Below are 13981 nucleotides of genomic sequence, written 5' to 3' on the forward strand. Positions count from 1 at the left end.
TTAAGACTCCACCAAATACCGATAAAGCTTCTGCTCTACCGAATTCTCCAACTTCATATCCATCTGAACCACTGGGATATCCCGGTGGTTTTTGTCTTTCATAAGGGATTCTTGGACGGAATTTGTATCAGGCAACGCTCTACCTAAATAGTAGAAGTCACCACCCTCATCGTCGTCTTTTTTGACGAAAATGTGGATGTCCGTCCCGTTTTCGCTAGCTTCAAGGATCTTTTTGACTTCGTCTGAGGCTAGGCTTCGATTACTGCGCGTAAACCAGTGCATCGTCTCTTGATTGATCAGTTCATCTCCGTACGCGACACTCGATTCAACTTTTTCACTTTTGTGATAGGTCACAAAGATCGGACAGGTGCCGTGCTTGGTTTTATATCCATAAATAGTGGAACTCTCGTCATTGTCCCAGTTCAACAAGCGACAGACATCCTTGCGGGTGTATTTTTTATGCAGGGTGAGTGCTTGCTGTTGGTTATAGCGCACACTATGCTGTCTTGCGGTAGCGAGCAAGTCTCCTATTGCATTTCTAAAGGAACTGTTTTCTCGTAAGCTGTTTTGAATTTGCTCATTCCAGGCGAGTGAGTTTCCTTGTTGTTTAACGAGTGGTTGTTTGCCGTATTTGGTTTTTCCGCTTTGGTTGAAAAATTCCAAGGTGAATATGCGCATGACCGAACGGAAGGTTTGGTCGTTCCAGGAAATGCCTTCAGCGTTTAATTGCTGCTGGTACTCTTCTATCGAAACGTCTACTTTTTGCAAAAGCATTTCCGCAAGTACAATTTCATGCACGCGCTTGCCGTTTAAAATCTCCAGAGACAGCATCGTCATCACTTGTTCTTCATACGCTCCCCATAACGGGTCCACTTCTTTGAGCTTCAAGAGGAATTGATGATAGCTATTGTATTTTTGAACGATGACGAGTGGATCGATTGAGTTGTGCAGGGTAAAATCATGCATCGAAGGGATGTGACCGATGCGGTTTTTCAGCGCGATATACGCTTCTCTTAATACCTTGAGATCTGTCAGCTTGCTATTTGAAATCGCTTGAAAGACACGGTTTTTCGCAACCATTTCAAAATTCACTGTGGAAACGCCCGTAATGTAATTGGTGTCTTTTAGCGAACGGCGGATATTGTCTTTATTTTGAGAGCGGTCACCAGACAGAGCCATCGGTATCATGTAATTATTTTTATAATTGCCAATGAAATCGATAATCGTCACGAATTCTTTTGAGCCATGCTTACGAAGTCCGCGGCCTAATTGCTGAATAAAGATAATACTCGATTGCGTTTGCCGCAGCATCACGACTTGGTTGACGCTTGGAATGTCGATGCCTTCATTAAAGATATCGACGGTCAGGATGTAATCGAGAAGGCCGTTCTCGAGACGTTCGACTTGGCGAAGACGTTCTTCTTGAGAGGTGTCACCTGTTAAGGCCACGGTTTTTAATCCTCTTTCATTAAACGCCTGAGACAATTGATGCGCTTCATCTTTGCGACTACAAAACATTAAGCCCCTTACCTTTTCTCCTGAATGTCCGTAGTAATGCACCTTTTGCAGAATATGATCGACACGTTCCTCTGCCACAAGTTTTGAAAAGGCAGTCGCTTCATCAATAACGTCTTCCTCGTATTCGAGCTCTGTCACACCGAAATAATGAAACGGGCAGAGCATGTCTTCTTCTAATGCTTCCTGAAGCCGAATCTCATACGCAATATTGTAATCAAACAGCTCAAAAATATTGAAGTCGTCGGTTCGTTCAGGTGTTGCCGTCATACCAAGTAAAAACTGCGGCTCGAAATGATCGATGACGCGTTGATACGAACGAGCTCCCGCTTTATGGACTTCGTCAATCAAAATATAGTCAAAGCTTTTCGGATCTAATTGACGAAGCGTTTCTTCTCTCGACAAGGTTTGAATAGTAGCGAACACATAGCGTGCGTTTAGATCCCGGCGACTACCGGATAAAAAGCCAAACTCCGCTTCCACTCCACCTAGAATCTTCTTATAGTCTTCTTTCGCTTTTTGCAAAATTTGTTCTCTGTGAACGATAAATAGCATACGTTTTGGCGCAAAACTTCGGACATCAAAGGCGGATAAATAAGTTTTCCCTGTTCCGGTTGCAGAAAAGACCAAGCCCTTTTGATGGCCTGCTTCACGTACACTTTCGATTTGAAAAAGCGCGGTTTCTTGCATTTTATTTGGCTTGATATGTATGGCTTCTTCTAATGGATTCGTTTGGTACAGTTCTGGGAAATCTGCTACTTGTTTCACATCACGGCGGTATTCAACAGGCACGTATTGCTGTTCGTAGCGGTGAATCCACGTTTCTGTTAGCACTTCCGCTTCGTTCCATACCGATTCAAACTGTTCGTTGAAATGATGAATGAGTTCCCCATTACTATGAGAGGTAAGTTTGATATTCCATTCATAATTCACTTTTAAAGCTTGCGCCGTTAAATTGGAGCTGCCGACGATCAAGGTTTGATGAGTATCATGTGTGAAAATATAGCCCTTTGAATGAAAGCCTTTTTTATTGGATAAACGAACTTCGACATTGGTAATTTTCAAAAGTTCTTTAAAGATTTTCGGGTGATTAAAACTTAGAAAAGTCGATGTTAAAATACGACCTTTGATTCCTTTTCGGTCTAAATCCGCTAAATGCGATTTTAATGTCGCGAGGCCACTTTCTGTGACAAATGCCACCGAAAACAAGAACGACGTACATTGGTCCAACTCTTCTAATAAGGTATTGAGCACATAATGATTAGAAGCAGTGTTGTTAATCAGCAATTTCGGCTTAAAGCGATCCGTCGTTTGAAAATCACGGTCGATAAAGCCTCTTTGTAAGGATGCACTCAATTCTTTTGCGATATCCATGCCCATTCCCCTTATCCTCGTGAAGATTTAATTAGTGAGCGTCGCCGCCAGTTTCTCAATTGCCGGAATATCGGCCGGCGCCCAGTCCAAGCTCGGCAGTTCATGTGCTGCTAGCCATTTGATCTCGGTGTGTTCCGTCAATATCGGTGTGCCCTTGGTGAGTTTACAATAGTAGGTTTGCAAATGAACGATGCCAAAATCGTATTCATAGCTCGTGTGCTCAACTTGCTCCCCTATCTCAACTTCACAATGCATTTCTTCTTGAATTTCGCGTCTTAAGCTTTCCTGTGGCGTTTCGCCCTGCTCGATTTTGCCTCCTGGGAACTCCCATAAACCGGGAAGACTTTTCTCCATTCCACGCTTAGCACAAAGAATGCGACCGTTGTCGATAATGACCGCTCCTACGACATGAATGTCTTTTTTCATTTCTATCCTTCCCTTCAGTTCTCTATTACTCATATAATAACATATGTAAAATATCCCCTTTTCTAAATATTTCGATCCATCTCCTGTTACACTAGAAGAAAGAGGGTTTTATTCGCCGAAAGGAGAGTCATGGATGAAAACGTACTGGCTGCTCGGCATCGTATTGCTTATCGATATAACTTTGCTGTTAGTTGACGATTACTTTCCGGGCACACTCAGTTCTTTGGGCATCCCGGAGTGGTCATTGTATGCGCTGCTTGGGGTTTTGGTTCTTGTGAGCTTACTAACGCATAACCCTGAACTGGAGAAACGCTTTAGGCTTCATGCCTTATTGTTATTGTCTGCCTATCCTATGCTTGTAATGATTTTATTGACGATATTTGGTGGCAACTCAGAGAGCGGCCTCTCTATAACAAGTCCCTTCCTTTGGATCTTATGGGGAATCATTTTGTGGTTGGGGTGGCGTGATTATCAGAAGGAAAAAGAGCAGGATGAACAAACGCTGGAATAAATGTTTTTCATATATAGACGATACAAAAGTTTGATACTTAAATGGAAAGGAAGGATGTAATGGAGGAAGATCAATGGGACATAAAAGAAATTAAAAAGCTAAAGAAAAAGCAGCTGCTATTGGGCAATCTATTTATGCTCTTGGTCTTCGTATTGCTTGTTTATTTTTTGGAGAGTGACACACTTTTCTTCGTCACTTGGATTGTTTTAGCCTGCCTTTTAGTTTCTTCAGCTTTTAGCTTGTATACATTGATAACAGGCAATCTTATTGGGACGAAGACCAGCCGGCGCGTTCAGGCATTCGACAGGAGTCACTGGGGCGAGAAACGCTGGAAGCGCAAGAAAATAATTGAAGTCGTCCTCTTCATTGTTTTAGGCATTGTTTTGGTATTCTTTTTAACCACCACCGATTTCAGTTTTCCAAACCAAACAGTCTCTGCTCCTCCGTTCGCCTTTATCGGGGCCTGGGTTGGCTATAATATAGGCGAGATTACGCGACTGACAAACCTGAAAGAGCCATCAACAAATGGCTAGCTGCTTTTGTACTATCTAGTAGATACTTATGCCAATTAATCAGTTGAACTACATACTCGAAAAAACCTCAGTTCCGAAGACTGAGGTTTTTTTGCACCTTTATTGTCCGCTGTATCTTCTTCCATCCCATAGTCGCTCCTTCCCCTGGCAACTTCCCCTCACCCCCAGCGTCCATTTTAAAAACCTAACTTCCGGGAGGCGCTGTGTGATGAAAACGTTTTGGCTGTTCGGATACCGACAAGCGCTGTGCTGCATTTTTCCCGTCATCATTTTCGCGGCACTGGCGTTGTCGAAATACATCGAGATTCCTTATCTGCCCCGCTATGATTTTATTTTGCTGGTGTGCATAATCGCGCAAGTGTTCATGCTCACGTCCAAACTGGAGACCTGGGATGAGTTCAAAGTCATCCTCGTATTCCACGCGATCGGGCTCGGCCTGGAATTGTACAAGGTCCATATGGGCTCGTGGGCGTATCCCGAACAAGCCTATAGCAAGTTTTTCGGCGTGCCGCTCTATAGCGGATTCATGTATGCCAGTGTCGCGAGCTATATTTGCCAGGCATGGCGGCGTTTCGATCTGCACATGTATGGATGGCCGAAGCCTTTCTACAGCATCGCCATCAGCGTGTTGATCTACGCGAACTTTTTCACGCATCATTTCACCTACGACATCCGCTGGGGGCTGAAGCTATTATTGGTACTGATTTTCTTCCGCACAAACGTGACGTTTCGCATCGATGAGAAAACCTTCAAGATGCCGCTGATCTTGTCGTTCCTATTGATCGGCTTTTTCATCTGGATCGCAGAAAACATCACGACCTTCCTCGGCGCTTGGCAATACCCGAACCAGGAAGCGGCCTGGTCGCTCGTCCACATCGGCAAAATCAGCTCGTGGTTTTTGCTCGTCATCATCTCGGTGATCATTGTCGCCCAGCTCAAGCGAGTGAAAAGTTCATTACAACATCCCTCGCGAAGCAGTGTGATAGCTGAAAAAGAAAGCTGACAGAAAGTTTGTCGTTCCAGACAAAGAACTTTTGACATTCCCCAATAAATGGAGTAAATTATCATATGGACGAACAATAACATTCGTTCTATCGAATAATATTCGTGTTTAGGGGTGTAATTAATGGAAAATGTATTTGATTACGAAGACATTCAGTTAGTTCCTGCAAAAGCAGTGGTAAATAGCCGTTCAGAATGTGATACATCCATAGAGTTTGGCGGGCGCACGTTTAAATTACCGGTCGTGCCGGCCAATATGCAGACAATCGTCGATGAAAAAATCGCCAAATTCCTGGCTGAAAATAATTATTTCTACATCATGCACCGCTTCGAACCGGAAAAACGCTTGGCATTCGCAAAAGACATGCAAGAGCGCGGGCTGTATGCATCGATCAGCGTCGGGGTCAAACCGGAAGAGTACGAGTTCGTCCAAGAGTTAGTGGACGCCGGGGTAACGCCGGAATACATCACGATCGATGTGGCGCATGGCCATTCGAATTCTGTCATCGACATGATTGGGCACATCAAAAAATCACTTCCGGAGAGCTTCGTCATCGCCGGGAACGTCGGGACGCCGGAAGCGGTGCGCGAACTGGAAAATGCAGGCGCTGATGCAACGAAAGTGGGCATCGGGCCCGGTAAGGTGTGCATCACCAAGATCAAGACCGGCTTCGGTACAGGCGGCTGGCAGTTGGCCGCACTTCGCCTATGCGCGAAAGCTGCGAGCAAACCGATCATCGCGGACGGCGGCATCCGCACACACGGCGATATCGCAAAATCGGTGCGTTTCGGCGCTTCGATGGTGATGATTGGCTCATTGTTCGCCGGACACAAAGAATCCCCAGGGCAAACCGTAGAACAGGACGGCAAGCTCCTGAAGGAATACTTCGGTTCAGCGTCCGAATTCCAAAAAGGCGAAAAGAAAAACGTCGAAGGCAAGAAAATGTACGTGGAATTCAAAGGCTCGATGAAAGATACATTGGTCGAGATGGAACAGGATCTGCAGTCGGCGATTTCCTATGCAGGCGGCAACCACTTGCTCGCCATCCGACAAGTGGATTACGTCATCGTGAAGAACTCGATCTTTAACGGCGACAAAGTGTATTGATCAATTGAATCAAGCCGTCGCGGAAACCTTTCCACGGTAAAAAAACCAGCCACAGAGGCTGGTTTTTTCATCTGCCTGCTCATTTAGTGCGCCTTTGTTTAAAGTAGGGATAAGAAAGCGGATTAGACAGCCAAACAGGCCGTTTTCATATCGTCCCCCCTCTCTATACTCCAGTTGTCTTCCATTCCGCTCCTGCTATACTGTAGATTAGCAAATGCAGATGGAGGTCTTTCAATATGAATCACGACGGAATTCACATGAAGTTTCCACATGACTTTTTATTTGGTGCCGCTTCGGCTTCTTATCAAGTCGAAGGCGCGGCCAATAAAGACGGCAAAGGGCCGACCAACTGGGATGTTTTTTCCAAGATTCCCGGGAAGACCTTTGAAGGAACGAATGGCGATATCGCGGTTGACCATTACCATCGTTACAAAGAAGATATTCGGTTGATGGCGGAAATGGGTTTGGAATCTTACCGCTTTTCTGTTTCCTGGGCACGCATTTTGCCTGATGGCGATGGGGAAGTGAATGAAAAAGGCTTGGCATTCTACAACAGCTTAATCGATGAATGTTTGAAATACGGCATCGTCCCGTTTGTCACGCTGTATCATTGGGATTTGCCATTGGCACTTGAAGAAGACGGCGGCTGGACCAACAAGCGGACAGCGGAGGCGTTTGTTAAGTATTCCGAGATTTGCTTCCGGTCGTTCGGCGACCGGGTCAAGCATTGGATCACCTTCAATGAAACCGTAATGTTCTGCGGATTGGGCTATTTGAAAGGCGCTCATCCCCCGGGCATTCAGAACGACGAAAAAAAATATTTCCAGGCGACGCATTATGTGTTCTATGCCCATGCCAAGGCAATTGAAATCTATAAGGGCCTGAAACAATACGGCGAAATCGGCATTACCCATGTGTTCCTGCCGGCCTATAGCGTGAATGATCGCGAGGAAAACCTGCGCGCTGCCCAACACGCCAACGAATTCGAGACTTTCTGGTATTACGATCCGATCCTAAAAGGCGAATACCCAAGATATGTGCTCGATGTATTGGAGGAGAAAGGCTGGACGCCTGAGTGGACAGAGGAAGAGCTCGACACTTTGCGGAGAAATGCCGGCCTGAACGATTTTATCGGACTTAATTATTACCAGCCGATCCGCGTGGAAAAAAATCACGAAACCGCCGCTGTCATCGAACACTCCCGGGAAACGTCCACATTGGCTCCCGGCAGCCCGTCTTTTGACGGCTATTACCGGACTGTCAAAATGGCAGACAAAACCTATACCAAATGGGGCTGGGAAATTTCGCCGGAAGGGTTTTTGGATGGCCTCCACATGCTGAAGGCACGCTATGGCGACGTTAAGATGTACGTCACTGAAAACGGCTTGGGCGACGAAGACCCGATCATCGATGGCGAAATCGTCGATGTGCCGCGCATCAAGTACATCGAAGAACATTTGAAGGTCATCAAGAAAGCCATTCACCAAGGCATCAATCTGAAAGGCTATTACGCCTGGTCGGCGATTGATTTGCTGAGCTGGCTGAACGGCTATAAAAAGCAGTACGGCTTTATCTACGTCGACCATAAGGACGGCCTGAACCGTAAGAAAAAGCTGTCGTTCCATTGGTATAAGCATGTCATCGAGACGCGTGGAGAAGAACTGTAAAAGCATTCCCCCCCAAAAAAACCAGCCAGTCCTGAAATCATTCGATTTCGAAACTGGCTGGTTTTTCTCTTGTGCAACATGCTGCATCGGATCAAGAAAGTAACTTCTTCTCCAATACAATCTTCAACTGGCCGCGCGGATCGATTTCCGTCTTCAAGACGTCAAAACCCGTCTGGATATTCAGCAGCAGCATGCCGCGCCATTTGTTCATCGTCTTGGTGCGGACGATTCCGTAACCCAATGATCGAAGGTCTTCGTGCTGCCTGCGCATCAGTTCGGAGGCGATTCCGAGCTTCCGGCAATCAGGACGGACGCCACCGAGCCAACTGTAGAAAATCTGATCGTCCAGGGCATAGCCGATTTTATAGGCTACGACGCGGTTGTCTACTAAAGCCACATAGACCAATACAGTTTCCTGGCGGTTGAGCTTCTCCAGCCAGTGTCCCGGCCCACCAAAAATCAGCCGGTGCAGCGCAGTAATTTCTTCCGCTATTCCTTGGGGCGGTTCGGAACTGAATTTTTGATAGCTGATGTTCATAAGCTTGCCTCTTTCTATGGGGAATGGATACTTTACCGGTCATCGTCGTTCGTTTCAATCGATTCAAATATCTGCGAATACAGCGCTTGTATAGTTTCCTCTGTTTTTTCATCTTTATGCAAGTAATACCTGGACATAGCAACTCCGTCATTTGATGGCGACTGCAGGAAACTCGTCGTATAAGCGCCCGTGGATGTCTCCCCGGCTTCTTCATATGATAGGAAAGACTGATAATGCCTATTCGATTCCACGAAGAAAAACGGGATATTATTCATCTTTGGCCTCCAGTTCCTTTCATTGTGGAACCGGAAAAGCGAGCCAGTATCCTAGCGGCAAAAAGATTAGCGCAAAGATTCCAGTACTGATCCAAGTGTGCTTTTTCGAAATTTCCCATCTTTTCTCCAGTGCTTGAATATGGAAAGAAACCAAGATGTAGCCGAAGAATCCTAGCAGGAACCCGAGCTTGTCATGGTGAATCGAAAATGCCCGGATAAGACCTAACCCAATCAACAACATCCCCGCTTTGCATAAAATTATATTGAAATACTGTATTTTCTTTTCTTCTGTCATCTTTCCGCCCCTTTCTCGAAAGCATGAGACTTAAGTAAAAAAGTTGAAGACATCGAAGTAAATAATAAAGGTGACTGTCGATACCCAGACCGCCATCTCGCTGAGCGTCAAAATGGCCTGTTTTGGCTGTTCGGAGTGCTTCCATTGAAAATATGCTCTTATAGAGGCATCTGTTGTCATCCAAGCAATAAATAACATTAAATAAAGGGTCACAGGAAGTTCTCGATACAACACCAAATAAATGACGAGAATGCTTACCAACATCCATCCCCATCTGATCCATTGATCAATTTTCCGATGCCGCTCATTGGCAAAATCAAATGAAAACAATTCTTTCTTTTCTTTTTCGATGTTCAATAGCTTTCCCAAGATAAAATTAATGAGAGAACTTAGCAAGAACATAGTTAAAATAACCAACCCGATTTCCAACCAAAACATAGACACCCCTCCTTTAGTAAACGAACACATCGACAAAAAATTAATTTTCTACATTCTACTTTTCCTTAATACCTGAAATCAGATGCATTCACGACCCCTAAAAAGTCTCTTTTCATTTTTTTATCGTTTGGTTGCCATGAAAAACGTTTAAAATGAACTCTTTTTCTGGAACGTTCAGTTGTTCGTATCCCAAGAGGAAATCTCGATTATCGTAAAGAGCTTGCTCTAATGCGACATTGATTTCTGTGGCCGTAAATTCAACAATGGCATACCTGGCGAAGGGCTTGTCATAACAGCCAAGCGACCCCGGATTCAAGTAAATTCGTTGTGCAGAAGAAAAATGATGCACTGGATGATGATGGCCGAAACAAACCAAATCGAACGGCGATTCTTTATAAAGTTGGTCTAGCTTTTCAACCGCCGGCTCAGCTTCTATGGGAAGAAATCGCTGCTCGGAGTCCAAGTGATAATGAGTAAACAAAACTTTATGTTCCTCATGCTCTGCCGCTATTTCTTTCGGCATGGCTTTAAGTTTTGGAAGCAAACGCTTGTCCAATCGTTTTGCCAGCCATTCATGGTGCACCCTCTCACCGCCTTGGCTATCACTTTCTTCTCCCTCCAAAATCGCAATCAATTCTTCTTCGTGATTCCCGATAACAAATGAAATATCTTTTCTGGAAAACAAAATTTGCAGCACTTCGTTGGTCTCGTACCCAATTCCGACCATATCCCCTATGCAGTAAATGTGTTTCACTTGCGCATCCCGGTCGATTTCTGCCAATGCCGCGTATAAGGCTTGGCTATTGCCGTGAACATCAGCAATTACTGCGATCTTTGTACTCATACGCGATTTCCTCATCCCTTTAATACTTTTATTATTTAGAGTTATTAGTTTTTAACTAATAGTAACATTTATTACCAAAATTATTATCCATAATCTTTAATAATCCCCACAAGAAAAGCCCCGCTGTGTGTTAGCGAGGCTTGTGGTGGAATATGGGGCTTGCGTATGTATTAAAAGCGTTTCATCTTTTCCTGTGATACGGCCGCTTTCATGCGCGGGTAGTTGGCGATGGTGCCGCCGTCGATGCGCAAGTCGATGCCGGTGATGTAGGAAGCCGAATCGCTCAACAGGAACTCGATCGGCGAGGCGATTTCTTCCGGTTCCGCTGTCCGGCGCAGCGGCGTGTGGTCGAGCAGGGTTTGGATATCTCCTGCTGCATCCAGCACATTCATCATGCCGGGCGATACCGAGTTGAGGCGCGCGCCTTTTTCGCCCCACGCCCACGCCTGGTCTTCGACGATCAACTGCACGGCGAGCTTTGACATGCTGTTGGCCGCACCCGCATCTCCCTGCGTGAACTGTTCGAGCGTTTCCGCTAAATTGGCTGCGAGCTGCTGTTTCAACACGTCCATGTACTGGCCGTTTTGCGGCACCATGTAGGCGGTCATCGATGACACCATGACGGCAGAGGTTGTTTCATTCGCAAGCGGCAAAAACGCCTCAAGCATATGGTGCATGCCGATCACGTTGTCGGCCATCTTGCGTTTGGAATCGTTCGCATTCGATAATCCCGCCGCATGGACGAGCCCTCTCAGACGGCCCAGTTCTGCCACTTTCTCCGCTAAGTTTTCGACCGCTCGTTTCGATGTCAGGTCGACCGTTTCGCAGTGAATGTCGGCAATGTTTTGCTGCAAGAGCTGTTGTTTCGCGAGCTTCAGGCATTTTTCACACGGATCTGCCAACACCAGCGTGCCTTTCGCTCCGATGCGCTTGGCTAGTGCGATGGCGAGATCTTCTGAACCGCCTGTGATCACATAAACGTCCTTCGTCATGAGCAATTCCCCCTGTTATCTACTATAATTAGCATAAGCGTAATTTCCGTAAATAATACGAGACATTTCCCACGATATTGTCTAATGGAGTGACATAAATGATAACAGCGAAACAAACCATTACCGAAACCTTTATCCACTTGCTTGCCGACCAGGATTTTGAGGACGTGTCGGTCAAAGACATCGTCGCTTATGCCGGCATTTCCCGCTCCACCTTTTACCTGCATTTCACCGATAAATACGAATTGATGGACGCGGTCCGCAGCCAGTTGAACGGGCGGCTCTTGCAAATTTACGCCGAACCGTCGGATGCCGAGACGATCAACTTGAAGATCTGCCGCCACGTTTTCCACTACCGCCCGTTTTACCGCCAGGAATTCGCAGACGCGGGGCGCATCCACGAACTGACAATCCGCTTTGCCGGCCAGCTCGAACACGTCTTCGGCGATGAGGACCTCGCCGTCTTCGCCGGCTGGGGCACGATCGGCTATTTGGCGTCGTGGGTCAAAGGCGGCTTTGCAATGGCGCCGCAGGAAGCGTCGGACAAGCTGATGAAAATCATTTTCGCCGATTGGACGGCAAATTTGGCGGATGCGCGTGAACGTACTAGTTGACCCCTTCCCCATCATGAATCAAAAGATGAACACCCATCCGTTACACGAGAGGACTGTTTAGATGAAATTACGTCCCGTCTTAATCATCGCCGCTTTCTCGGCTCTATCACTTTGGCTCATCAACGATTTCTTTCCAGGTACACTGGATGCGCTTGGCATTGCCCCTTGGGCCATTCTGGCTGCGCTAGCTTTCTTCGTCATTGCTTTACTCGTTACGCCAAGTCATGTCGATCGACAACGGAAAAGAAGAAAACATGCCAAGTTAATCTTTATGGCTATGGGATTGGGTTACCCAATTTTGCTGATGGCACTGCTCTCCTTGCTTGGCGGTGAGTCGAGCTCAGGTTACTCATTCGCAAGTCCCCCTATGTGGATAACGTTTGCCGTATTTCTATGGTTCAGCTATTCCGACGACAAAAAAGCATACAAGAAAAAAATGCAAGAATCCCAAGAATAGAACCTAGCCCTCCAGTACCAGAGGTTTTTTTTGCGTCACTGAATCTTCACAGCGGACAAGCGATTCAGTTCAATCCCTTTCATATCGAGTTATCTTTGTTAGACTGGGAGGAAGGCGAATATTTGCCATCTAGGAGAGGATTTTTACTATGAAAACCTATTGGCTTATTATTGCTGTGTTATTGCTGAACTTGTCTCTGCTGTTGATCGACGATTATTTCCCGGGCACTCTTGCCGAACTCGGCATTCCGACGTGGATCTTGTTTGTGGTCATCGCCTTGATGGTCGTCCTCAGCTGGGCGACCGTCAAGCCGCACCGCGAGAAGAAACGCTATATGATCATCTTTCCTGCATTGATGGTCGGCGTGCCGCTGTTGGTCATGGCCGTATTAACGGCACTTGGCGGAGAATCACAAAACAGCATTTCGCTGTCGAGTCCGGTCTTATGGATCGGAGTCGCGGTGGCGTTGTGGATTTCCTGGCTCGAGTATGTGCGGGCATCCGAGAAAAAAGCAGAGAACGCATAAAGTTTTGCATGAAAAAAGGCGCTTCCATTTGGGAGTGCCTTTTTTCATGCGTTATCAAGTTTTGAACGTCAATCCCGCTTCCGTTAGATGCTGCTTCAAAACCGGCAAAGACGCGGGCCCGACGCCGTGAAGCGCCAGAATGTCCTTTTCGCTATAACCGGACAGCTTCTCAAGCGTATCGATTTGTTGCTGCAGCAGCGCGTTTCTCGCCGGCGCACTGAGCTCACGGAGAAATCCGCGTTGCGGCTTGTTTTCCTCGTTGCATACCGGGCATGTCGGACAGTCGCTGCTTTTGTAATACCGGTGGCCGTGATCGCAAATGCGCAATGTCTTTTCAGCAGGCATGTTCATCGCTCCCCGTCGTTTTCTTCATTATAAGACATCCAATATCATTTTGGGGATGTTCGCTGCAAATGAAAGACGCCTGCCAAAGTGGATATTTTGTTACACTGAAAGGACTTATCCCGTGAATCACAGAAAGGATTTTTTTCATGAAAACCTATTGGCTCATCTCGGTTGTCTTGCTGCTCAATCTATCGCTTCTGTTGATCAACGATTATTTCCCGGGCACACTCGAAGCAATCGGCATCCCTGTGTGGCTGTTGTTTGCGATTATGGCAGTCATGATCGTGTTGTCCGCGCTGCGCTTGAAGCCGGACAAAGAAAAGCATTTCTTGATCATCTTTCCTGTCGTTTCGGTCATCTATCCGCTCCTGTTGCTGGTTGTCCTGACGGCACTTGGCGGCGAATCCGCGAGCGGCTTGTCGCTCACGAGCCCGATTTTGTGGATCGGCGTAATCGTGACGCTCGCCGTGTTCCGCAGGACGTACCGGAAAGCGCAGGAAGAGGAAGCGCAACAAGGATAA

18 protein-coding genes are annotated in these 13981 nt (G+C 46.5%); 9 read left to right on the plus strand and 9 right to left on the minus strand.

Annotation, left to right across the window (positions count from 1 at the left end):
• Complete coding sequence (locus tag DFR62_RS06595; RefSeq protein ID WP_479681118.1) at positions 1 to 2895, minus strand: DEAD/DEAH box helicase; 2895 nt, start codon at positions 2893 to 2895, stop codon at positions 1 to 3.
• A gap of 21 nt (positions 2896 to 2916) precedes the next feature.
• Complete coding sequence (locus tag DFR62_RS06600) at positions 2917 to 3315, minus strand: (deoxy)nucleoside triphosphate pyrophosphohydrolase (RefSeq protein WP_121298913.1); 399 nt, start codon at positions 3313 to 3315, stop codon at positions 2917 to 2919.
• 133 nt (positions 3316 to 3448) lie between these two features.
• Here DFR62_RS06600 and DFR62_RS06605 point away from each other — a divergent pair, with 133 nt between their 5' ends.
• From DFR62_RS06605 to DFR62_RS06625, 5 genes are all read left to right on the plus strand, one after another.
• Positions 3449 to 3826: a hypothetical protein gene (locus DFR62_RS06605; protein WP_121298915.1), complete on the plus strand. Its 378-nt coding sequence runs from the start codon at positions 3449 to 3451 to the stop codon at positions 3824 to 3826.
• A 59-nt stretch (positions 3827 to 3885) separates the two neighbouring features.
• Positions 3886 to 4359, plus strand: coding sequence for a hypothetical protein (locus DFR62_RS06610; protein ID WP_121298917.1), 474 nt, complete (start codon positions 3886 to 3888; stop codon positions 4357 to 4359).
• Between the two features lie 208 nt (positions 4360 to 4567).
• The gene (locus DFR62_RS06615; protein ID WP_121298919.1) at positions 4568 to 5362 is read left to right on the plus strand and encodes a DUF817 domain-containing protein; all 795 of its coding nucleotides are present in this window, start codon (positions 4568 to 4570) and stop codon (positions 5360 to 5362) included.
• 123 nt (positions 5363 to 5485) lie between these two features.
• Positions 5486 to 6469: a GMP reductase gene (gene guaC / locus DFR62_RS06620; RefSeq protein WP_121298921.1), complete on the plus strand. Its 984-nt coding sequence runs from the start codon at positions 5486 to 5488 to the stop codon at positions 6467 to 6469.
• Positions 6470 to 6726: 257 nt separating this feature from the next.
• The gene (locus DFR62_RS06625) at positions 6727 to 8136 is read left to right on the plus strand and encodes a GH1 family beta-glucosidase (RefSeq protein ID WP_121299559.1); all 1410 of its coding nucleotides are present in this window, start codon (positions 6727 to 6729) and stop codon (positions 8134 to 8136) included.
• Positions 8137 to 8227: 91 nt separating this feature from the next.
• Here the strand turns inward: DFR62_RS06625 and DFR62_RS06630 are convergent, their stop codons facing one another.
• From DFR62_RS06630 to DFR62_RS06655, 6 genes are all read right to left on the minus strand, one after another.
• The gene (locus tag DFR62_RS06630; protein WP_121298922.1) at positions 8228 to 8674 is read right to left on the minus strand and encodes a GNAT family N-acetyltransferase; all 447 of its coding nucleotides are present in this window, start codon (positions 8672 to 8674) and stop codon (positions 8228 to 8230) included.
• A 32-nt stretch (positions 8675 to 8706) separates the two neighbouring features.
• Positions 8707 to 8949, minus strand: a complete 243-nt coding sequence (locus tag DFR62_RS06635; protein WP_121298924.1) for a hypothetical protein — start codon at positions 8947 to 8949, stop codon at positions 8707 to 8709.
• A 19-nt stretch (positions 8950 to 8968) separates the two neighbouring features.
• Positions 8969 to 9244: a hypothetical protein gene (locus tag DFR62_RS06640; RefSeq protein WP_121298927.1), complete on the minus strand. Its 276-nt coding sequence runs from the start codon at positions 9242 to 9244 to the stop codon at positions 8969 to 8971.
• Positions 9245 to 9274: 30 nt separating this feature from the next.
• Positions 9275 to 9682: a DUF4181 domain-containing protein gene (locus DFR62_RS06645; protein ID WP_158290821.1), complete on the minus strand. Its 408-nt coding sequence runs from the start codon at positions 9680 to 9682 to the stop codon at positions 9275 to 9277.
• 112 nt (positions 9683 to 9794) lie between these two features.
• Positions 9795 to 10526, minus strand: a complete 732-nt coding sequence (locus DFR62_RS06650) for a metallophosphoesterase family protein (protein WP_121298931.1) — start codon at positions 10524 to 10526, stop codon at positions 9795 to 9797.
• 170 nt (positions 10527 to 10696) lie between these two features.
• Positions 10697 to 11518, minus strand: coding sequence for an SDR family oxidoreductase (locus tag DFR62_RS06655; RefSeq protein ID WP_121298933.1), 822 nt, complete (start codon positions 11516 to 11518; stop codon positions 10697 to 10699).
• A gap of 98 nt (positions 11519 to 11616) precedes the next feature.
• Here DFR62_RS06655 and DFR62_RS06660 point away from each other — a divergent pair, with 98 nt between their 5' ends.
• From DFR62_RS06660 to DFR62_RS06670, 3 genes are all read left to right on the plus strand, one after another.
• Complete coding sequence (locus DFR62_RS06660; RefSeq protein WP_121298935.1) at positions 11617 to 12132, plus strand: TetR/AcrR family transcriptional regulator; 516 nt, start codon at positions 11617 to 11619, stop codon at positions 12130 to 12132.
• 61 nt (positions 12133 to 12193) lie between these two features.
• Positions 12194 to 12589 carry a hypothetical protein gene (locus DFR62_RS06665; RefSeq protein WP_121298937.1) on the plus strand — a complete coding sequence of 132 codons (396 nt, stop codon included), beginning with the start codon at positions 12194 to 12196 and terminating at the stop codon, positions 12587 to 12589.
• Positions 12590 to 12737: 148 nt separating this feature from the next.
• Entirely contained in the window at positions 12738 to 13115 is a 378-nt protein-coding gene (locus tag DFR62_RS06670; protein ID WP_121298939.1) for a hypothetical protein, read from the plus strand.
• A gap of 54 nt (positions 13116 to 13169) precedes the next feature.
• Here the strand turns inward: DFR62_RS06670 and DFR62_RS06675 are convergent, their stop codons facing one another.
• Positions 13170 to 13460 (minus strand): RNA polymerase alpha subunit C-terminal domain-containing protein, encoded by a 291-nt coding sequence (locus DFR62_RS06675; RefSeq protein WP_121298941.1) that lies wholly within the window; start codon positions 13458 to 13460, stop codon positions 13170 to 13172.
• Positions 13461 to 13606: 146 nt separating this feature from the next.
• Between DFR62_RS06675 and DFR62_RS06680 the strand changes: the two genes are divergently transcribed.
• Positions 13607 to 13981, plus strand: a complete 375-nt coding sequence (locus tag DFR62_RS06680; RefSeq protein ID WP_121298943.1) for a hypothetical protein — start codon at positions 13607 to 13609, stop codon at positions 13979 to 13981.

It is taken from the genome of Planococcus citreus (genome assembly GCF_003664125.1).
GTDB classification, from domain to species: domain Bacteria; phylum Bacillota; class Bacilli; order Bacillales_A; family Planococcaceae; genus Planococcus; species Planococcus citreus.